This window comes from Nocardia sp. NPDC056952 (genome assembly GCF_042674185.1).
Lineage (GTDB): Bacteria > Actinomycetota > Actinomycetes > Mycobacteriales > Mycobacteriaceae > Nocardia.
This window is the reverse complement of record NZ_JBHURA010000010.1, coordinates 164,154-184,316: the sequence shown is the minus strand read 5'-3', so window position 1 is coordinate 184,316 and position 20,163 is coordinate 164,154. Positions and strand designations below refer to the sequence as shown.

Here is a 20,163-nt window from a genome sequence, read left to right as displayed (position 1 = left end):
ACGAGCAGTCACTGTCGCCTCAGCGGTTCCATGCGCATCAGCAGTAACGCCATAATTCTGCACGACTGTGCGGCCTCTCCCCGACTTCCGCCGGTCGTGACGGCGTGGCCAGGAGGTAGCCGGGCCGTATGGGCGCACCCGGCGAGTTCCCCGTCTTCTCGCGTGATCAGCCGATGAGTTTCAGCGCCGCCTCGATGCCGGCGCGCACGGTGTCGTTGTCGCCTACGCCGCCGCTGATGGTGACGCCGTCGCGGGTGAGCAGCAGGGCGCGGGCCGCGTCGTCGGGGGCGGAGTGACCGCCGGCGCGGAGGTGTTCGGCCATGAGTTCACGGAACCAGGTGCGGTAGTCGTCGACGACGCGGCGGACCGGGTGTTGCGGGTCGGTGAATTCGACGGCGGCGTTGAGGAAAGGGCAGCCACGGAAGCCGGGGCCGCAACTGATGTCACGGAGCGCGTCGAAGATGGTGGTGACCGCGGCGAAGCCTTCGCCCTCGACCGATTCCAGCGCCTCGCGCTGGCGCGCGTATTCGCGCTGCAAATAGGCGACTACCAGGTCGTCTTTGCTCTTGAAGTGCCGGTAGAACGTGGCCTTGGCGATGCCGGCCTCGGCGATGATCCGGTCGATGCCCACCGTGTGGACACCCTCGGTATAGAACAACCGGGTTGCCGTATCGAGCAGACGTTCACGAGCCGCACTCATCGCCTGACCTGTGTCCTTTCCGGGATTCAGCGCTTTCCCTTGACGATACCAGACAGGTCTGTCTACTCTGAGGACACAAACGAACAGACAAGTCTGTCTAGGAGGACACCATGGCACCCATCTACACCGCAGTAGCCACCTCGGTCGGCCGCGACGGCCGTTCCTACACCGACGACGGCGTGCTCGACCTGACGCTCGCCCGCCCCAAGGCGATGGGCGGCGACGGCGCGGGCACCAACCCGGAGCAACTCTTCGCGGCGGGCTATTCGGCCTGTTTCGCCAGTGCGCTGCAGTTGGTCTCCAAGCGGATGAAGCTGGACGCCGACGACGCGTCGGTGACCGCCGAAGTCGGCCTGAACCCCCTCGACGGCGGCCGATTCGGACTCTCGGTCGTGCTGCGCGTGGAACTGCCCGAGCACCTGCACAACGAGCAGGGGCAGCAGCTCATCGAGGCGACCCACCAGGTGTGCCCGTACTCCAACGCCACTCGGGGCAACATCCCGGTGGAACTGGTTGTCGAGTAACCGCATTCACGCGAAAAAGGGCGGGACCGGCAGGTCCCGCCCTTTCGCTGTCTCGAAGTACTAGACCTTCGTGACCGACACCTTCACGCCGCCCGTGATCTCGGCGGCATCGGCACCGGCATCACCGAAAGCCAGTGCGGTGGCGAGGATTTCCCCGGCGATCAGGTCGCGGTGGGTCGCGGCCCACTCGGCCCGCTCGGCGGGTACGTCCAGCACCACACTGATCCGGTCGGACACCTCCAGCCCCTGCGACTTGCGGGTTTCCTGCAGGTCGCGGATCAGGTCGCGGGCCCAGCCCTCGGCCTCCAGATCCTCGGTGACCACCGAGTTCAGCACCACCAGGCCGGCATTGCCGGGCAGGGCGGCGGTGGACTCGGGTTCGGCGGCCACCAGACGCTGGGTGTACTCCTCGGGCAGCAGGGTGATCCCCGCGGCGGTGACGACACCGTCGGCGGACTCGCTCCACTCCCCCGCCTTCACGGCTTTGATCACCGTCTGGACCTGCTTGCCGATGCGCGGGCCAGCGGCGCGCGCGTTCACGACCAGCTCGAACCTGCCGTGCGCGGAGACGTCGGTGGTCAGGTCGACCTTCTTGACGTTGACCTCGTCGGCGATCAGCTCGGTGAACGGCGCGAGCCGCTCGGCATCGGCCGCGGCGATGGTGACCTCGGCCAGGGGCAACCGCACCCGCAGGTTCTGCGCCTTGCGCAGGCTCAGCACCGTCGAGCACACGACCCGCACCTCGTCCATGGCGGCGACGAGGTCGGGATCGTGCGGCAGCTCGGTCTCGGTCGGCCAGTCGGTGAGGTGCACCGAGCGCTCGCCGGTGAGCCCGCGCCAGATCACCTCGGTGATCAGCGGCAGCAGCGGCGCCGCGAGCCGGGTGACCACCTCCAGCACCGTGTGCAGGGTGTCGACCGCGTCGCGATCCTCGGACCAGAACCGCGAACGCGACCGGCGCACATACCAATTGGTGAGCGCGTCGGCGAACCCACGCAACTCGTCGGCGGCACCGGCGATGTCGTAGGTCTCCAGCGCCTCGGTGACCACGTCGCGGGTGACCGCGAGCTTGGCCAGGATGTAGCGATCGAGCACATTCGGCGAATCCGTGCGCCACACACCGGGCTTCGAGGCGTAGAGCTGCAGGAAGGTCCACGCGTTCCACAGCGGCCGCATCGCATGGCTCACGCCCTCGCGGATGCCACGCTCGGTGACGATGAGATTGCCACCGCGCAGGATGGGCGAGCTCATCAGGAACCAGCGCATGGCGTCGGAACCGTCGCGGTCGAATACCTCGTTGACGTCGGGGTAGTTGCCCTTCGACTTCGACATCTTCAGGCCGTCCTCACCGAGCACGATGCCGTGCGCGGCCACGGTTTTGAACGACGGCGAGTCGAACAGCGCGGTCGAGAGCACGTGCAGCGTGTAGAACCAGCCGCGAGTCTGCCCGTTGTACTCGACGATGAAATCGCCGGGGAAGTGGCTGTCGAACCACTCCTTGTTCTCGAACGGGTAGTGCACCTGGGCGTAGGGCATCGAGCCCGACTCGAACCAGCAGTCGAGCACCTCGGGGACCCGGCGCATCGTCGAATTCCCGGTCGGGTCATCGGGATTGGGCCGGGTGAGGTCGTCGATGTGCGGGCGGTGCAGGTCGGTGGGGCGCACGCCGAAGTCGGCTTCGAGCTGGTCCAGCGAACCGTAGACGTCCACGCGCGGGTAGGCCGGATCGTCGGAGACCCAGACCGGGATCGGGCTGCCCCAGTAGCGATTTCGGCTGATGTTCCAGTCGCGCGCGCCTTCGAGCCACTTGCCGAACTGTCCGTCGCGGATGTGCTCGGGCACCCAGCTGATCTGCTGGTTCAGCTCCACCATCCGGTCGCGGAACTTGGTGACCGCGACGAACCAGGACGGCACGGCCATATAGATCAGCGGCTGACCGGAGCGCCAGCTGTGCGGGTACGAGTGCTCGATCGTCTCGTGCCGCAACAGCTTTCCGGCGGCCTTGAGGTCCTTGATGATCACCGGGTTGGCGTCGAAGACCATCAGACCCTCGTACGGCGGCACCATCGAGGTGAACTTGCCCGCCGGGTCCAGTGGCTGGACGATCTCGATGCCGTTGGCCGAGGCCACGTCCATGTCCTCTTCACCGAAAGCCGGTGCGAGGTGGACGATGCCGGTGCCGGAGTCGGTGGTGACGTAGTCGGCGGTGAGCACGCGGTGCGAGTTCGGGTGGCCGACGAAGAAGTCGAACGGCGGGGCGTAGGACAGGTCGGCCAGGGCCGCACCGTCGTACTCGCCGAGCACCTCCGGCTCCTCGCCCAGTTCGCGGCTGTAGTGCGACAGACGTTCGGCGGCGAGCAGGTAGCGCTTGTCGTCGGCGCCGCGCACGTGCACATAGCGCACGTCGGGGTGCACCGCGATCGCGAGGTTGGACGGCAAAGTCCACGGCGTGGTGGTCCAGATCAGCGCGTTCGCGCCGTCCAGCGCGGCGAACGGGTGCTCGGCGGGGACGGACAGGCGCATGTCGACGGTGACCGCGGGGTCCTGGCGCATCTTGTACGCGTCGTCGAGGCGGGTCTCCTGGTTCGACAGCGGCGTCTGCTCGTACCAGCTGTAGGGCAGCACGCGGAAGCCCTGGTAGATCAGGCCCTTCTCGTGCAGTGACTTGAACGCCCACATGACCGACTCCATGAAGTCGAGGTCGAGGGTCTTGTAGTCGTTGTCGAAGTCGACCCAGCGGGCCTGCCGGGTGACGTAATCGCGCCACTCACCGGTGTAGCGCAGCACCGACGACTTACAGGCGGCGTTGAACTCGGCCAGCCCCATCTCGTCGATCTGGGCCTTGTCGGTGATGCCGAGCTGCTTCTCGGCTTCGATCTCGGCGGGCAGACCGTGGGTGTCCCAGCCGAAGCGGCGGTCGACCTTCTTGCCGCGCATGGTCTGGAAGCGCGGGATCAGGTCCTTGACGTAGCCGGTCAGCAGGTGGCCGTAGTGCGGCAGGCCGTTGGCGAACGGGGGCCCGTCGTAGAAGACGAACTCACCCTCACCGTCGCGATTGTCGATGCTGGCGCGGAAGGTGTCGTCGCGAGCCCAGTAGTCGAGCACCTGGGTTTCGAGCTCCGGGAACGTCGCGCCCGCAGCCGCGCCGAAATCGACCCGGGGGTATGCGCTACCGGTAGTTGTCTCGTCCGCCATCGCGGATCTGCTCCTCGTGCCGCCGCGCCGTGAGCGCGAGATGTGGGCACGGGGACGATGTCGGCGCCGGTGCGCCGTACCGCGGTACCACCCCGTTTGCCTGATCCACTCCCTGCGAAGGGTTCAGGCCTCTCGTTGTGTGAGCTGTGACGGGCTCACCCGTTCGGTTCTACTGAGCGCTGCGCGCCGTTCTTCCGAAAGCTCCCCGGTGATAGCCGGATCAGCGCTATGTGTAGTTCGATTCTAACCGGGCGCGTCCAGTGGATATTCCGCGCCCGTTCAGTTCCGCCGGGCGTGTCGGCCGGGTGAGGCCGGTTCGCTCTCGGGTTTTCGGGTGGCCAGCGCGCTCACGAGCAAACTCGCGGCACCGACTACGCAGATCAGAATGCATCCCCACGCCCACACCACCGAACCGGTGGCGAGCGCCGCGACGAGCAGTCCGAAGCCGATCGCCGCTAGAACAAGCGTCAAGACGAGCATGGTGACTCCCAAGCCAACCGAGCAGCCCGACGATAACTGGGCATTCCCGAATCACGCGACGCGCTGCGTCGCGCGACTCGGGAACCAGTTTACTTGCCGCCCTTGGCGAAGGAAGCCGGAGCCAGACTGTTGGCCGAACCGTTGGTTTCGCCCGCGAACTCGCCACCGTCGACCGGCACGGCCGACCCACGGTTCTCGAGCTCTTCCAGCTGCGATTCCAGGTAGGACTTCAGGCGCACGCGGTACTCGCGCTCGAAGGTCTTCAGCTGCTCGATGCGGCTTTCCAGCACCGTGCGCTGCTGAGTGATCGTGGCCATGATCTCGGCGTGCTGACGCTCGGCGTCGGCGGTGAGCGCCTCTGCCTTGTCCTTGGCCTGCCGGATCTGGGTGTCGGAGCGGTTCTGCGCGTCGGCCAGCATCGCGTCGGACTTCTGACGCGCGTCGGCGATCATCGCTTCCGAACGGGTGCGGGCGTCGCCGACCAGTCGCTCGGAGTTTGCTCGCGCGTTCGAGAGCAGCCCCTCGGCCTCGGTCTTGGCGTCGGTGGTCAGGCGGTCGGCCATCTCCTGCGCCAGGGTGAGCACCTTCGCGGCCTGCATGTTCGCGTCCGGGCCGTTGTTCTGCGCCGGCGCCGCGACGGGCATCGGAGCGGGCGGCGCGACGGGAACCGGCTGCGGAACAGGTTCCGGCGCGGGAGGAGGTGCCTGCTGCACGGGCGCCTTCACGGCGCTGACCGGGGCAGGACCACGGTTCTTCTTGGCGTCGGCCAGCTCGGTGTCGAGTTCGGCGACCCGCTGACGCAGGTCGGCGTTCTCCTCGATCAGGCGCGAAAGCTCCTGTTCGACGAGATCCAGGAAGGCATCGACCTCGTCCTCGTTGTAGCCGCGCTTACCGATCGGCGGTTTGCTGAACGCGACGTTGTGCACATCGGCAGGAGTCAGCGGCATCGAAGGATCCCTTCACGCGTCTTTTGGAGAACTAGCAAGCGGTCTTCTCGATTCATTGTGTCACACGGAGGTCACGGGCTGACCGAGCCTACCCACGATCGACATCAGGATGAAGACGAGGAAGAGCAGGACCATTATCGAAAGATCGAGACGAATCCCCCCAAGATTCACAGGAGGTATCAACCGCCTCAGCAGTTTCACCGGGGGGTCGGTAACGGTGAAGATCACCTCGAGGACGATCACCACCACACCGGTCGGGCGCCAGTCGCGCGCGAAACTGCGAATGAACTCGACGATCACCCGACTGATGAGCAACAGCCAGAAGATGAAAAGCACGAGGTACAGAACCGCGAACAGGGCCACGGCTTCACTCTGCCGCAAAATCGGCATGGTGCAAAATGGCCGCGCCGCGCAGTGCGCGGGCGGCCATCTCGGTATCCGGTGTGCGTTCTCTATTTCTGGTTGTAGAAGCCGTTTTCGGCGATGCGGCGGCGTTCTTCCGCTGATACGTCGACATCGGCCGGTGAGAGCAGGAACACCTTCGTCGCCACCTTGTCGAACGAACCACGCAGCGCGAAAGCGAGTCCGGCCGCGAAATCGACCAGCCTTTTGGCATCGGCATTGCTCAGGTCGACCAGGTCCATGATGACCGGATTCCCTTCGCGGAACCGTTCACCGATGATCCTGGCCTCGCTGTAATCGCGCGGACGCAGCGTGGTGATCTTGGACAAGGGACCTCCGTCCTCGAAGATCCCAGGACGCCGCGCGGGGGCGGGCTCGGGGCGCAAGCGCTCCTCCAGCCTGCGCTCCTCGGCGTCGGGATCGACCGCGAGCGCACCACGAGTGGAGCCGCGCATACCGGGTGCGACACCGCCTGCCCGGAAGGACCGGCCCGACGACGGCGCCGTTTCGATCCTGGTGGGGCGACGCGGCGTCTCGTAGCGATCGTCGGCGTAGGTGTCGGCGACATAGTCGTCGCGACGCGCCTGGTAGGCCGACTTGTATGCCGGCTGCGGGAAGTCGTCGGCCTCGTCCTCGAAACGGTCGGCGCCGTAGCGGTCTTCGGCATAACGGTCGTAGCTGCGCGGACGAACGCGACCCGCGCGCTCCTCGACGCCGCGAGGGGCATGATCGTCGACGTAGTCGTCTTCGTACTCATCGAGCGGAACCATGCCGAAGTACGCCTTGAACTTATGCAGGGTACTCATCTGGTCGACCTTCCTTCGGCCCCGGTGGCGGCCGGGTGTTGAAGTTCTTGCTCAGCGCCTCTTCAGCCCAATCGTATGTGTCGAATGTGACTGGTGAGGTTTCTTTGCTACGCCGAGGTTATCGGTCGCGCGCCCATCAGGGCGGTTCCGACACGCACACACGTCGAACCGTGTTCGACCGCAATCTCCAAATCACCCGACATACCTGCAGAAAGCTCGGTGGCTTCGGCGTGTTGCGCGAGCAGCGAAGTGTGCAATGTCGCAAGATTCGCAAACGACACATCACTCGGGGCGTCAAGGGGCGGAATCGCCATCAGACCGGCCAGATGCAGCCCGGGCGCCTTCGCTACCAGGTCGGCCAGGGCGAGCAGATCGGCCGGTGCGACACCCCCGCGTCCGGGGTCGGCGTCCAGGCTCACCTGCAGCAGCACCCGCAGCGGCGCGATACGCTCGCCGGCTGCGAGTGCGTCCTGCGCAGCCCTGTCCAGGGCGTTTGCCAGACGTTCGCTGTCGACCGAGGCCACGGTGTGCGCCCATCGCGCGACCGAGCGCGCCTTGTTGCGTTGTAAACGGCCGATCATGTGCCATTCGACATCGTCGTAGGCCAGCTGCTCGACCTTCGCCGAGGCTTCCTGCTCGCGCGACTCACCGAATTCGCGCCGGCCGAGGGCGTGCAGGATGGCCACATCGGTGGCGGGGAAGAACTTGGTCACCGGGAGCAGACGGACCGAGCCCGCCGGGCGTCGGGCGGCGTCGACGGCGGCGTCGACGCGCGCGAGCAGCCCGTCGAGACGGGCCGAGAGCTCCGCGGTGCGGTCCGTCGCGGTTTCCGTCGTCATGCGGCGGCATCCATCCAGATCACGCCGGCGATGCGGCCGGTCGGGGCGCCGCGGCGGTGGCTGAACAGGGTCTTGTCCTCGATGGTGCAGCGGGGGTCGACGGCGATTCCGGCGACCCCCGCCTCGGTGAGCTGTCGGCGGATGCCCGCGCGCAGGTCGAGACCGGGAGTTTTCCGGACGGTGGTGGTCGCGCTGCCGGGCAGGTGGGCTTCGACGTCGGCGCGCATCGCGGCCGGGACCTCGTACTGACGACCCGAGGCGGCGGGGCCGAGGAAGGCGCCGATGCGGTCGACGCGGGCGCCGACCGACACCATCGCGTCCAGCACGCGCGGCACGATGCCGATCCGGGCGCCGATGCGGCCCGCGTGCACGGCGGCGATGACGCCGGCCTCGTCGTCGGAGAGCAGGATCGGCACGCAGTCGGCGGTGAGCACCACCAGCGCCAGTCCCGGCACGGTCGTGACCAGCGCGTCGGTCACCGGCACCGGTTCGGCGCGCGGCCCGTCGACGATCTCGACGGTGCGCCCGTGTACCTGCTCCATCCACACCAGCCGGTCGGGAGTGAGGCCGATGCCCTCGGCCAGCCGAATCCTGTTACGGCGCACAGCTTCCGGATCGTCACCGACGTGGTCACCCAGGTTGAACGAGTCGTAGGGCGCGGCGGAGAAGCCACCGGCGCGGGTGGTGGTCACCCGGCGAACGGTCACGGTTGAGGGTGCGGAAGTCATGTGTTCGAGCGTAGTGCGGTCACCGGGTCGGGCGGTCATCGCGCGTAGTGACGTCGGTCAAGCGCGAAACGACAGGGCGGACAGGTGCCCGACCGCACCGAACGGACCGCCGCCGTCGACCGCTACGGCGATGCCCGCGCGCCCGGTCACGCGGTGGACTCCGCGATGTCGAGCTCGCCGAGCTTGCGCGCGATGCCCGCGCGGCCGGCCAGACCCAGTTTGCGAAGCACTCGGCTGAGGTGGTCTTCGACGGTGCGGGGGCTGAGGCAGAGGTGCTCGGCGATGGCCTTGTTGGTGTGGCCGTTGGCGGCCAGGTCGGCGACTTCGCGTTCGCGCCTGGTCAGCGCGGCCGGGGGGCCGACCCGCTGGGCGCCTGCGAGACGACGTTGTTCGGTGGTCACCTCGTCGAGCAGCCGGGTGGCACCGGTGGCGAGGAAGACCGCGCGTGCGGAGGCGAATCGACTGGTCGCGCGACCGAAATCACCACCTCTGCCCGCGACGACACCGGCGATCAATTCGGCCTGTGCCCGGTTCACCACCATTCCGGCACGCGCGAACGCCGCGACCGCTACCTCGGCAGCCGCTGCCGCGACGGCCAGCTCGCCCGTGGTCGCGGCGTAGTCGGCCCGCGCCAGCGCGGCCGCGCCCACCTGACTGCCGAGGTCACTGCCCGGGGTGATCTGCACGGTCGCGACGGAATGCTCGCCGAGGTGGACGGCGTGGCTGGTCGCCGCGGCGGCCGCTTCGGCACGAGTGATCAGGTCCGCGGCGGCGGTGAGGTCGCCGGTGGCTATCGCGGCGCGGGCGGCCCTGGACAGGTGCGTCGGGGTGAGCGGGCCGGGGCGGCCGTTCTGGGGTGGGGGTGCGCAGGCGGGCAGATCCAGGGTGCGGGCGACTTCGGTGAGGGTTGTCTCCACAACCTGGCGCCACCAGCGCACGGTGGGGCGCGCGAGCGCGGAAACGGTGTGCCACTGGGTGGTTACCGCCGCCTGCGGGGCCGTCAGTTGGAGAGTGCGCAGTTTCAGCGCGCCTGCGAAGGAGAGCAGGTCGGGATAGCCAAAGGTGGTCGCGGCGTCGGTGGCTTCATCGGCGGCGGCGATGGCGTCGTGGAGACGGCCGAGTTTGGCCAGCGAGTAGGCGCGGACCGTGTGGAGCTCGGCGAGAGCGTAGGTGCGGCCGAAGCGGCGGCTCACCGCGATCGCGCGGTCCAGGTGGTGCAGGCCGTCGGCGTCGCGGTCGAGGAAGTACGCGCACCAGCCGAACGCGGGGGCGGCGTGGACCACTTCACGCAGGACTGTGTCGGTGAGCACGCCGAACGCTCGGCCACAGGGGTCGTAGAGCTGGGCGGCCTCGGCGATGCGCGCGTCGGCCAGGAGACCGAGGCAGCGCAGGGCCGTCGCGGCGGCGCGGACGGCCGGGTCGTCGATGGCATCGGAGTCGAACAGCGCGGTGAGGCGGGCCTGGCCCTCGGAGTCCTGGCGGTCCTGCATTTCCAGGATCGCGAGTTCCAGTTGCACCGGTCCGTCGCCCGGGCGGCGAGGCAGCGTCGCACCGTGCGCGAGCAGCGTGCGCGCCTGGTCGATGCGACCGAGCATGCGCGCGCAACGGGCCGACAGCAGCAGCGCCTCCAACTGGTGCCGACCCGCGGTCGCGGCAGCCGGTTCGAGGGTCTCCACCGCCTGTGCGGCCGCACCGGACAGCAATTGCGCCCGGCCCAGCGCCAAGGCGTCGGCGAGCGGGTCGTCGGTCGCGGGCGCGATCCGCACAGCGGCCGAAAGCCAGCGGGCGCTCGCCGCCGGGGCGTCGGCGAGCACCTGTTCGGCGGCCAGTCTCAGTTCCGCGCCCGCGAGCTCGTCGACACCGAGGAGCGTGTGCTCGAGATGACGTGCGCGCGAGGGCATCGACGCACCACGTGCGCGCAGTGCGAGCGCGGCCCTGCGGTGCGCCATCGCTCGCCAGCCGTGGCCGGACAGCCGGTAGGCGGCCGTGCGAATCAGCGGATGCGCGAACGTCACCGCGCCGTCGCCGATGCTGACCACTCCGCGCCGAACCAGCCCATCCACCGCCGCGACCACCGCACCCTCCGCGAGATCGGCCGTCGAGCACAACAGTTCGAGGTCAGGGGGCAGCCCGCACACCGCGATGGCCTGCGCCACGAGCCGCTCGGTATCCGGAAGCTGGGCCAGTTCGGCGCGGATCGTCCGGTCCAGCGCCGCGAAATCGTTCGACGCGGGGTCGGGTTCCTCCCCGTGCAATGCCCGGTCCAATTCGCGGTCGGGCAGATCGGCGAGCAGCGTCAGGTACAGCGGATTGCCATGGGACGCGGCGAACAATCTGGCCCGCCGACCCGGGTCCTCCCCCGGCAGCAACCCGTCGACATCGGCCTCGGTGAACGGTGGAACCCGCACGTGCACCGTCCGCACCTGCGGCGCGCGCACCGATCGGGCGATCGACGGTGGGCAACCGCCGTCGCGGAAGGAGAGCAGCAGGCGGAATCCCCGCGCGGGCCGGTTCCGGATCAGAAAGGCCAGCAGCCGCACCGATTCCAGGTCTGCCCACTGCGCGTCGTCGACAACGAGCAGGGTCTCGACCGCGCCGAGCGCACGCCGCACGTGGCGAACCAGGTCGGCATGGTCGCGTGAATCCGGCGTCACTCCCGAGTCCTTCGGTGCCGCCGCGGACGCATCACCCGTGCTCCCGCCCACCTGTTCGACGATGTCATCGGCGAGATAGTGCGGCTGCGACTGGGCGTCCTCGGCGCTGGTGACCACCAGGACCCGGCAGCGGGCCGCGCCGACGAACTCGGCGATCAAGCGGGACTTGCCGATTCCGGCCGGTCCGTCGACCAGCAGCAACCAGGGCGCGTCCGGGCCGGTGAAAGTCATCGTCAGCGCGGCGAGTTCGGCGGTGCGGCCGACGAATGCGCGTTCGAACATGACACTCCGTACCTCACTGGCGAGATCGGCCGTGGACGGCCGGATCAGAGCATAACGGTGCCACCGCGGCGGAATTACCGTGGTTTCCCGGATGCTCGCCGGCGCCGGGTGAGGTTGGGTGATCGGGGCCTACACCGCCGAAGGGTCCGCGGTGAGGTTCTGCAGAAAGAAGGTTCGCATGACGTTCACCGGCAAGGGAATGGTTTCGCGGTTCTCGCTCGCACTGCTGGCGGTCGCGGCACTCGGTGCCGCGAGTTGCTCGGCCGTCGACAAGGTCACCGAGGTCGCCAAGGACGCGAGCAAGTCCGACACCGCCCGCTCGAAGGTCGGTGAGTGCATCAACGTGATCTCGGCGTCGGTGATCGACTCCAAGACCGAGCCGGTCCCGTGCTCGGCCGAGAACGCCGTCTACCAGGTCGTGCAGGTCCACGACAAGAAGGTCGAGTGCCACGAGGACTACACGTCCTACGAGGAGACCTTCGGCAGCGGCGGCACGGTCGCGTTCCTCTGTCTGGCCCCGAACTTCAAGGAGGGCAGCTGCTACAACGAGGGCATGATGACCGGCTACAAGTTCGTGCCGTGCACCGCGTCCGACGCCAGCTTCAAGGTCGTCACCCGCGTCGACGGTCAGGTCGACGAGCAGCTGTGCGGCGAGGACGCCGACCAGGTGCTCGTGGTCAATGATCCGAAGATCACTTACTGCCTCGGCAGCGCCAAGGGCTGATCCCCTCCCACCACGCGAAAGCGCCCGAACTCGACAGGAGTTCGGGCGCTTTTCGTGTCTGCGAACGCTTACCGACGCATGAAGTCCGGGACGTTGATCTCGTCGTCGTCGTCGCCTTCGCGCACTTCCGGGTTGTTCACCTGGTTCATCGCGCGTTCGGTGACCCGCTGACGCTCCGACTCCCGGTACCGCTCGGTATCGCGGTAGTTCGGCGCGGCGGCCCGGCCACCGGACACCCCGGCCGTGGCGGGCTCGGTGGGACGCGACGGCGCCTCCGACGGACGTCCCTGGCCGATCTCCCCCGCGCGGCCGGAACCGATCGGGTTCGTCCCGGTCCGGCTGGTCGTGACCGCGCTGGGCTCCGAACTCCGCCGAGACGGGCCGCCACCGTCGAATCCCGCGGCGATGACGGTGACCCGCACCTCGTCGCCGAGCGAATCGTCGATGACCGTACCGAAGATGATGTTGGCCTCGATGTGGGCCGCCTCCTGCACCAGCGAGGCCGCCTCGTTGATCTCGAACAGCCCGAGGTCGGAACCGCCCGCGATCGAGAGCAGCACACCGTGCGCGCCGTCCATGGAGGCTTCGAGCAGCGGCGAGTTGATCGCCGTCTCGGCCGCCTTCACCGAACGACCCTCGCCCCGCGCCGAGCCGATGCCCATGAGTGCCGAGCCGGCACCCGACATCACGCTCTTGACGTCGGCGAAGTCGACGTTGATCAGGCCGGGGGTGGTGATCAGGTCGGTAATACCCTGAACACCGTTGAGTAGCACCTCATCCGCGGAGCGGAAGGCGTCCATCAGACTCACCGCGGCGTCGCCCAGCTGCAGCAGCCGGTCGTTCGGAATGACGATGAGGGTGTCGCACGACTCGCGAAGCAGGTTGATCCCTACTTCGGCCTGGTTCCCGCGCCGTTTTCCTTCGAAGGAGAACGGCCGGGTGACGACCCCTATAGTCAGGGCGCCCAACTTGCGGGCGATGCTGGCGACGACAGGGGCGCCACCGGTACCGGTGCCACCACCCTCGCCCGCCGTGACGAAGACCATGTCGGCGCCCTTGAGCACCTCTTCGATCTCGTCCTTGTGGTCCTCTGCGGCCTTGCGGCCGACTTCCGGATCGGCTCCGGCACCGAGGCCTCGGGTGAGCTCACGACCGACATCGAGTTTGACGTCGGCATCACTCATCAGCAGGGCTTGCGCGTCGGTATTGACCGCGATGAACTCGACTCCCTTGAGTCCCTGTTCGATCATTCGGTTGACGGCGTTCACGCCGCCGCCGCCGATACCGACGACCTTGATCACTGCAAGGTAGTTGTGCGGGGGCGTCATGGGCTCTCGCCTTCCTTCGATCTTAAACCCTCAACCTCAACCATAGGGTTGGCGTTATGTCAAGTATCCGACTGCTGCGGAACGCTATTCGCAGCCACTGCGATCGCGGCGCAGGCGCGCCGAGATGAGAGCCAGAATCTTGTGCCACAAAGAATGTCGCTCACTTTACCGTGACCAGATTCGGACTCGAAACGTCGAACACGGTCCCCTCACGGGTCAGTAGTGGCAACACGACAGCAGCTTTGCGCTCACCGTCGCCCGTGCCGCCCCACACTACCTTCCTGCCATCACGAAGGCTCAGCGAGACGTCCGAAATCGACCGTGCGACAACCTCGCCCACCTGCACCGACAAGGCGGGTGGCAGGGTGACCAGCACATCCACCGCAGCCCTGGCCGCCGCCGGCCCGGTGAACGAGCCCTCGGTGAGCAGTTTCGGCACCCCGATGGGTGGTTCGGGCTCGATCGCGAATTCGACGCTCTCGGCGTCGACCAGATGGGCGCCGTCCGGAGCGTCGAAGTACACCACCGGTGTTCGCTCCACGACGGTGACCAGCACTGTCGAGGGGAATTTACGCTGCACCCGGACCGAACGTACCTTCGGGATCGCGGCGACGCGCTGGGCGATCGCGGTGGTATCGATCCGTAACATCGAACGGCCGTCCGGAATTTCGAGCCGACCACGCACGTCGGCCTCCGGTACCGCCGACAGCCCGTCGACGCGCACCGTGCGCACCGACAACGCCGGTGTGAACCAGGCCAGCACCACCAGCAGACTCACCACGACCACCCCGACCACCGTCCAGAGACGGTAGCCGTGCCACCCGCGCGCGGCGGGCATCGGCAATCTCACCGGCCGCCCTGCTGCGGCCTGGCCCGCAGGCCGTCGAGGATCTGGCTGCCGAGCATCGTCACATCGCCCGCGCCCATGGTGATCACGACGTCACCGTCGCCCGCGAGCGCGGCAACCTGCTTGCCGACCTTGGACATATCCGGCTGGTAGTGCACGGGTGTGGTCACCGACTGGGCGACCAGCGCGCCGTTGACGCCGGGCAGCGGGTCTTCCCTCGCGCCGTAGACGTCGAGGACGACCACCTCGTCGGCCAGGCTCAACGCGGTGCCGAACTCCGTGGCGAAAGTGGCGGTGCGGCTGTACAGATGCGGCTGGAACACCACGATCACCCGGCCGCGCTGCAGGCGAGCGCCGTCCCGCGCTTCCTGGGCGACCAGTTGCGCGGCGGCTTCCAGCACCGCACGGACCTCGGTGGGGTGGTGGGCGTAATCGTCGAAGACCCGCACCCCGTTCTCCCGGCCGGTGAACTGGAACCGGCGGTGCACGCCGCCGAATCCCTCCAGACCCTGCACGATCTCGTCGATGTCGGCGCCGGTGGCGCGGGCGGCGAGCAGCGCGGCCAGCGCGTTGAGGGCCATGTGCCTGCCGGGCACCGACAGGCGCAACGACCGCGGGATCGTCTCGCCGTCGAGCTGGAACTCCACGATGCCGCCGACATCGCGCGGCTGCCAGTCGAGCAGCCGCGCGCCGACGGGCACGGGCGCGTCATCGAGATCGCCCGATCCGTAACCGAGGACCTCGATCCCGCGTTCGGCCATGCGCGGTGCGACGCGCTGGGCCAAGGCGAGCGAACCGGGATCGTCGAGACACACCACCAGCAGGCCGCCGGGGGCGAGCCGGTCGGCGAAGTCGTCGAAGACCTGGATGTAGGCCTCGTCGGTGCCGAAGTAGTCCAGATGGTCGGATTCGATATTGGTGACCACCGCGACGTCCGGGTCGTATTGCAGCAGTGAGCCGTCGGACTCGTCGGCTTCGGCGACGAAGATGTCACCGCTGCCGTGGTGGGCGTTGGTGCCCGCCTCGTTGAGCTCTCCACCGACCGCGAACGACGGGTCGGCGCCGCAGTGCTGCAGCGTGACGATCAGCATCGAGGTGGTCGAGGTCTTGCCGTGGGTACCCGAGACCAGCAAGGTCCTGTGCCCGCGCATCAGCGCGGCGAGCACGGTCGGGCGCATCAGCACGGGGATGTCGCGCCGATTCGCTTCGACCAGTTCTGGATTGGTCTTCGGAATGGCCGCGTAGGTGGTGACCACGACCGTCGGGCCGCCGGGCAGCAGGTCGAGCGCGTCGGCGGCGTGCCCGATGCGCACCTCGGCGCCACGGGCCCGCAGCGACAGCACGCCACGGCTCTCGCGGGCATCGGAGCCGGAGACCTTGCCCCCGCGCGAGAGCAGGATGCGCGCGATACCGGACATGCCCGCACCGCCGATGCCGACCATGTGCACGCGTTCGAGTTCGGGTGGCAGTGCCGCGCCCGCGGACTCCCCGATCTGCTGGTCCGGCTCGCTCATCGGGCGACCTCGGTGACGATCCTGGCCACCGTGTCGGCAGCGTCGCGATGGCCTGCGCCTGCGGCGGCGCGGCTCATCTGCGCGAGTCGAGCGGGGTCGAGCAGCAGCGGAATCACCTCATCGATCACGTATTTCGGGGTCAGCTCGGCGTCGGCCACAATTGTGCCACCACCTTGCGCGACCACTGGTCGGGCGTTGAATTCCTGTTCACCGTTGCCGTGCGGCAGCGGTACGTAGAAGGCGGGCAGGCCGACCGCCGACACCTCGGCCACGGTCATCGCACCGGATCGGCACACCACCGCGTCGGCGGCGGCGTAGGCCAGGTCCATCCGCGACAGGTAGGGCACCGCCACATAGGGGGCGGGCGCGTCGGCGGTGCTCACCTCGACGCTGTTCTTGGGGCCGTGCGCGTGCAGCACCGAGACGCCCGCGGCCGCGAGTTGCGGTGCGGCGCCGGAGACTGCCTCGTTGAGGCTGCGCGCACCCTGCGAACCACCGAACACCAGCAGCACCGGTCCCTCGGCGGGCAGGCCGAAGTGCGCGCGAGCTTCCGCGCGCAAGGCCGCCCGGTCGAGTTCGGTGATGGACGCACGCACCGGAATGCCGACGACCTGCGCGCCCGCCAGTCCGGAATCCGGAACGGCGGCGAGCACTTTCGCCGCGAGTTTCGCGCCGACCTTGTTGGCGATACCGGCCTTCGCGTTGGCCTCGTGCACGATCACCGGCACCTTGCGCTTGCGACCGAACAGCCCGCCGCGCGCGGCGAGATACGCGGGCAGCGCGACGTAGCCGCCGAACCCGATGATCACGTCGGCCTGCACGTCGTCGATCACCGCCCTGGTCGCCTTGACCGAGGCGAGCACCCGGCCGGGCAGCCGCAGCAGGTCGGCGGAGGGCTTGCGCGGCAACGGCACCGGCGGGATCAGCTCCAGGGGGTACCCACGTTCGGGCACCAGTTTCGTCTCGAGTCCACGCTCGGTACCCAAGGCGGTCACCCGGATCGAGTCGTCGAGTCTGCGCAGCGCGTCGGCGACAGCCAGCGCGGGTTCGATGTGGCCTGCGGTTCCTCCGCCTGCGACGATCACCGACAACCCGGATCGCGGGTTACTCACCTGGATCTACCTCGTTCTCTCTGTATCGAATTCGATCTCGCGAAAGCCTGCGTGGTCATGCGCCGCCGCCTCCGCCGGTCCGCCGTTTCACCGGGCGGTGTGGCATCGGGTAGGTCGGCTCCCATGCTCTTGTCGACCGTAGCGAACTCGTGCCGCGGCTTTCCGGCACCCGTCGCCTGCGGTCGGCGGGCGGCTGGCGGCGAGGGGCCTGACGTGGTCGTTCGGTGCGGGCGCGCGGCGCGACTTTGCGTGGCGCCGGCGGGGTGTACAGCTCGGGCACCGGTAGTCGGAGCAGCCTGCTGAGCCTGCCGTCCTGACCTGCCTTCAACGCCGACACCGCTTCGGGTTCGTGCCGGGCGGCGCTGGCGATGATGCCGAACATGAACAGCGTGATCGCCAGCGACGAACCACCGGCCGAGACGAGCGGCAACTGCAGACCGGTCACCGGCAGCAGCCCGACGACATAGCCGATGTTGATCAGCGCCTGCGCGGTGATCCAGGTGGTGGCGGTAGCGGTGAGCAGGCGCAGGAACGGGTCGACCGAGCGCAGTGCGATGCGGATACCCGCGTAGACGAACAGGGCGAGCAGCGCCAAGACCAGCATGCAGCCCAGGAAGCCGAGTTCCTCGCCGATGATGGCGAAGATGAAGTCGTTGTGCGAGTTGGGCAGGTAGCTCCACTTCGCGCGGCTCTGCCCGAGGCCGCGGCCCCAGATACCGCCGTCGGCGAGGGAGTACTTGGCTTGACGCGCCTGGTAGTTGACCCCCTGCGGATCGTCACCGGGATTGAAGAACGCCCGCACACGATCGGAGCGGTACCCGGCCGAGAGTGCCAGCACGGAAGCGGCGACCAGACCGGTCACCATGATCCCGACGAACAGCCGCGCCGGCAGCCCGCCGAACCACAGCAGCGCCATCAGCACGATGCCGAGGGCGATGGTGGTCGACAGGTTCGGCTCGAGCACCACCAGCAGGCACACCAGCAGACCGGCGGGCACCAGCGGCACCAGGATGTCCTTGAGCTGGGCGCCCCGGCGCGAGGCGAGCAGATGCGCACCCCACACGATCAGGGTCACCTTGACGACTTCGGAGGGCTGGATCGACAGCGGGCCGATGTCGAACCAGCGTCGCGCGCCGCCGTGGATCGAGCCGATGCCCGGGATGAGCACCAGTACCAACGCGAGCACCGAGATGCTGAAGATCGGGAACGACCACTGGCGCAGGAACCGCAGCGGCAACCGCAACGCCACATAGAAGGCGATGGCACCGAGCCCGGCGAACATGGCCTGCTGGATGAACAGCGCGTAGGCCGAACCACCACCGGCGTAGGCCTCGACGCTCGACGCCGACAGCACCATCACCAGACCCAGGACAGTGAGCAGGGTCGCGATGGTGACGATCAGATGGAACGACGCGAGCGGCCGGGCCAACCACGCGCCGAAGCGCTCCCCCGCCCAATTCGGCTGCCCCGAACTCTTCCGGCGAGTACTCGCGCCCGCCTGGCCCTTACCGACCCGGCTGTCGTCCACGCTGCCCCGGCTCTTAACCACGCTGCCCCCTCTTGGGCGGTGACTGCTCGGCCGGGCGCGCCTTCGTCACAGCGCCCGCCCGATGTCACCATCTTCCAGTGCCGTCACCGCATCCACGAAACAGCGTCCGCGATGGGTGTAGTCGTCGTACATGTCGAGGGAAGCGGCCGCGGGCGCGAGCAGGACAGTGTCTCCGGCGCGAGCCAGACCCGCCGCGGCGCGCACCGCGCGGCCCATGACCGCCTCGGCTCGCTGCGATCTCGACGACTCCATGTCTGCATCGTCTCCCGCATCCAGCTCGATGACCGGGACTTCGGGTGCGTGTCGCGTCATCGCGGCGGCGATCACCGGCGCGTCGGCCCCGAACAGCACCGCGCCGACCAGACGGTCACCGATCTCTTCGATCAGATCGTCGACACTTGCGCCCTTGAGCAGACCGCCCGCCACCCAGACCACCTGCGGGTGCGCCATGATCGCGGCGCGCGCGGCGTGCGGGTTGGTGGCCTTGGAGTCGTCGATGAACTCCACACCGCCGAGTTCGCGCACGAACGCGGTGCGGTGCGGGCCCACCTTGTGCTCGGCGAGACCTTCCTTGACGAACTGCGGCGCCACGTCGATGGCCCTGGTCAGCGCGGACGCGGCCAGCGCGTCGGCGATGCCCGCGGGTCCCGGCGGGCTGATGTCGCTGGTCTCGGCGAGGATCGCGGCCTTGGTGAAGGCGCGGTCGAGGAGCTTGCCGTCGACCACACCCAGCTCACCGTCGGCGGGGACACCGATCCGGAAGCCGACGGTGCGCCGCGCCTTGGCCTTGCGGGCCAGTGCGCCGGCGACCGGGTCGTCGAGGCCGACGACGCCGACGCGACCGGTCAGCGCGCGGGCCTTCGCGGCGGCGTAGGCATCGAGACCGCCGTGCCAGTCCAGGTGATCCTCGGCGACATTGAGCACGACGCCCGCCTCGGGCCGCACCGACGGCGCCCAGTGCAGCTGGAACGAGGACAGCTCGACGGCGAGAACCTGCGGGCCGGGGTTGCGGCGCAGTGCGTCCAGGATCGGCAGGCCGATATTGCCGCAGGCCACGCTGGAGATGCCGGCGGCGCGCAGGATCGAGTGCGTCATCTGGGTGGTGGTGGTCTTGCCGTTGGTGCCGGTGATCACCAGCCATTTGCGGACCGGGCCGTAGATGCGGGCCTGATCGACCCACCAGGCGAATTCGACGTCGCCCCAGACGGGCACGCCCTCGGTGACCGCCGAGACCAGCACCGGCGAATCCGGCCGCCAGCCCGGGCTGGTGATCACGAGCGCGAACCGGCTCAGGTCGGCGCTTTCGAGTTCGACGCTGGTGGCGATCTCGAGGCCGAGTTCGGCGGCCTCGGCGAGCGCCTTCGCGCCGTTGTCGGTGACGACGGGGTGGGCGCCGATATCGCGCAGCGGTTCGATCAGCGAGCGCCCGGAGACGCCCCAACCGGCGACGAGAACGTCACGGCCACGCAGGAATTCGAGCATCGGGCCCGGGGAACGCAGGGCGCGGGGAGAGTGTTCGACCATGTCTCTAC

At 68.4% G+C, this 20,163-nt stretch carries 17 protein-coding genes; 2 read left to right on the top strand and 15 right to left on the bottom strand.

The window, feature by feature from the left end; translation table 11 throughout:
* Positions 1–166: 166 nt before the first annotated feature.
* Positions 167–700 (bottom strand): TetR/AcrR family transcriptional regulator, encoded by a 534-nt coding sequence (locus tag ACFTS5_RS28185; protein WP_378636714.1) that lies wholly within the window; start codon positions 698–700, stop codon positions 167–169.
* Positions 701–810: 110 nt separating this feature from the next.
* Here ACFTS5_RS28185 and ACFTS5_RS28180 point away from each other — a divergent pair, with 110 nt between their 5' ends.
* Positions 811–1,224 (top strand): organic hydroperoxide resistance protein, encoded by a 414-nt coding sequence (locus tag ACFTS5_RS28180; protein WP_378636713.1) that lies wholly within the window; start codon positions 811–813, stop codon positions 1,222–1,224.
* Positions 1,225–1,284: 60 nt separating this feature from the next.
* Here the strand turns inward: ACFTS5_RS28180 and ileS are convergent, their stop codons facing one another.
* From ileS to ACFTS5_RS28140, 8 genes are all read right to left on the bottom strand, one after another.
* Positions 1,285–4,419 (bottom strand): isoleucine--tRNA ligase, encoded by a 3,135-nt coding sequence (ileS, locus tag ACFTS5_RS28175; RefSeq protein ID WP_378636711.1) that lies wholly within the window; start codon positions 4,417–4,419, stop codon positions 1,285–1,287.
* Between the two features lie 279 nt (positions 4,420–4,698).
* Positions 4,699–4,899 (bottom strand): hypothetical protein, encoded by a 201-nt coding sequence (locus ACFTS5_RS28170; protein WP_378636709.1) that lies wholly within the window; start codon positions 4,897–4,899, stop codon positions 4,699–4,701.
* An 89-nt stretch (positions 4,900–4,988) separates the two neighbouring features.
* Complete coding sequence (locus ACFTS5_RS28165) at positions 4,989–5,846, bottom strand: DivIVA domain-containing protein (RefSeq protein WP_101463560.1); 858 nt, start codon at positions 5,844–5,846, stop codon at positions 4,989–4,991.
* Between the two features lie 60 nt (positions 5,847–5,906).
* Entirely contained in the window at positions 5,907–6,209 is a 303-nt protein-coding gene (locus ACFTS5_RS28160) for a YggT family protein (protein ID WP_056816435.1), read from the bottom strand.
* Positions 6,210–6,298: 89 nt separating this feature from the next.
* The gene (locus tag ACFTS5_RS28155; protein WP_378636706.1) at positions 6,299–7,054 is read right to left on the bottom strand and encodes a cell division protein SepF; all 756 of its coding nucleotides are present in this window, start codon (positions 7,052–7,054) and stop codon (positions 6,299–6,301) included.
* Positions 7,055–7,161: 107 nt separating this feature from the next.
* The gene (locus ACFTS5_RS28150; RefSeq protein ID WP_378636703.1) at positions 7,162–7,893 is read right to left on the bottom strand and encodes a YggS family pyridoxal phosphate-dependent enzyme; all 732 of its coding nucleotides are present in this window, start codon (positions 7,891–7,893) and stop codon (positions 7,162–7,164) included.
* The gene (gene pgeF / locus ACFTS5_RS28145) at positions 7,890–8,621 is read right to left on the bottom strand and encodes a peptidoglycan editing factor PgeF (RefSeq protein WP_378636701.1); all 732 of its coding nucleotides are present in this window, start codon (positions 8,619–8,621) and stop codon (positions 7,890–7,892) included. The genes ACFTS5_RS28150 and pgeF overlap by 4 nt, the downstream gene beginning before the upstream one ends.
* 146 nt (positions 8,622–8,767) lie before the next feature.
* Positions 8,768–11,557, bottom strand: coding sequence for an AAA family ATPase (locus tag ACFTS5_RS28140; protein ID WP_378636698.1), 2,790 nt, complete (start codon positions 11,555–11,557; stop codon positions 8,768–8,770).
* A gap of 178 nt (positions 11,558–11,735) precedes the next feature.
* On the opposite strand from ACFTS5_RS28140, the gene ACFTS5_RS28135 reads away from it, so the two are divergent.
* Positions 11,736–12,281: a hypothetical protein gene (locus ACFTS5_RS28135; RefSeq protein WP_378636696.1), complete on the top strand. Its 546-nt coding sequence runs from the start codon at positions 11,736–11,738 to the stop codon at positions 12,279–12,281.
* A gap of 68 nt (positions 12,282–12,349) precedes the next feature.
* On the opposite strand, the gene ftsZ is transcribed toward ACFTS5_RS28135, so the two are convergent.
* The 6 genes from ftsZ to murD form a co-directional block, all read right to left on the bottom strand.
* Positions 12,350–13,609, bottom strand: coding sequence for a cell division protein FtsZ (gene ftsZ, locus ACFTS5_RS28130; RefSeq protein WP_378636693.1), 1,260 nt, complete (start codon positions 13,607–13,609; stop codon positions 12,350–12,352).
* Between the two features lie 160 nt (positions 13,610–13,769).
* Positions 13,770–14,447 carry a cell division protein FtsQ/DivIB gene (locus tag ACFTS5_RS28125; protein ID WP_378636838.1) on the bottom strand — a complete coding sequence of 226 codons (678 nt, stop codon included), beginning with the start codon at positions 14,445–14,447 and terminating at the stop codon, positions 13,770–13,772.
* 8 nt (positions 14,448–14,455) lie between these two features.
* Positions 14,456–15,970: a UDP-N-acetylmuramate--L-alanine ligase gene (gene murC, locus ACFTS5_RS28120; RefSeq protein ID WP_378636691.1), complete on the bottom strand. Its 1,515-nt coding sequence runs from the start codon at positions 15,968–15,970 to the stop codon at positions 14,456–14,458.
* Positions 15,967–17,082 (bottom strand): undecaprenyldiphospho-muramoylpentapeptide beta-N-acetylglucosaminyltransferase, encoded by a 1,116-nt coding sequence (gene murG / locus ACFTS5_RS28115; RefSeq protein ID WP_056816454.1) that lies wholly within the window; start codon positions 17,080–17,082, stop codon positions 15,967–15,969. The genes murC and murG overlap by 4 nt, the downstream gene beginning before the upstream one ends.
* A 55-nt stretch (positions 17,083–17,137) precedes the next feature.
* Entirely contained in the window at positions 17,138–18,631 is a 1,494-nt protein-coding gene (ftsW, locus tag ACFTS5_RS28110; RefSeq protein ID WP_378636688.1) for a putative lipid II flippase FtsW, read from the bottom strand.
* Between the two features lie 45 nt (positions 18,632–18,676).
* Positions 18,677–20,113: a UDP-N-acetylmuramoyl-L-alanine--D-glutamate ligase gene (gene murD / locus ACFTS5_RS28105; protein WP_378636836.1), complete on the bottom strand. Its 1,437-nt coding sequence runs from the start codon at positions 20,111–20,113 to the stop codon at positions 18,677–18,679.
* Between the last annotated feature and the right edge of the window lie 50 nt (positions 20,114–20,163).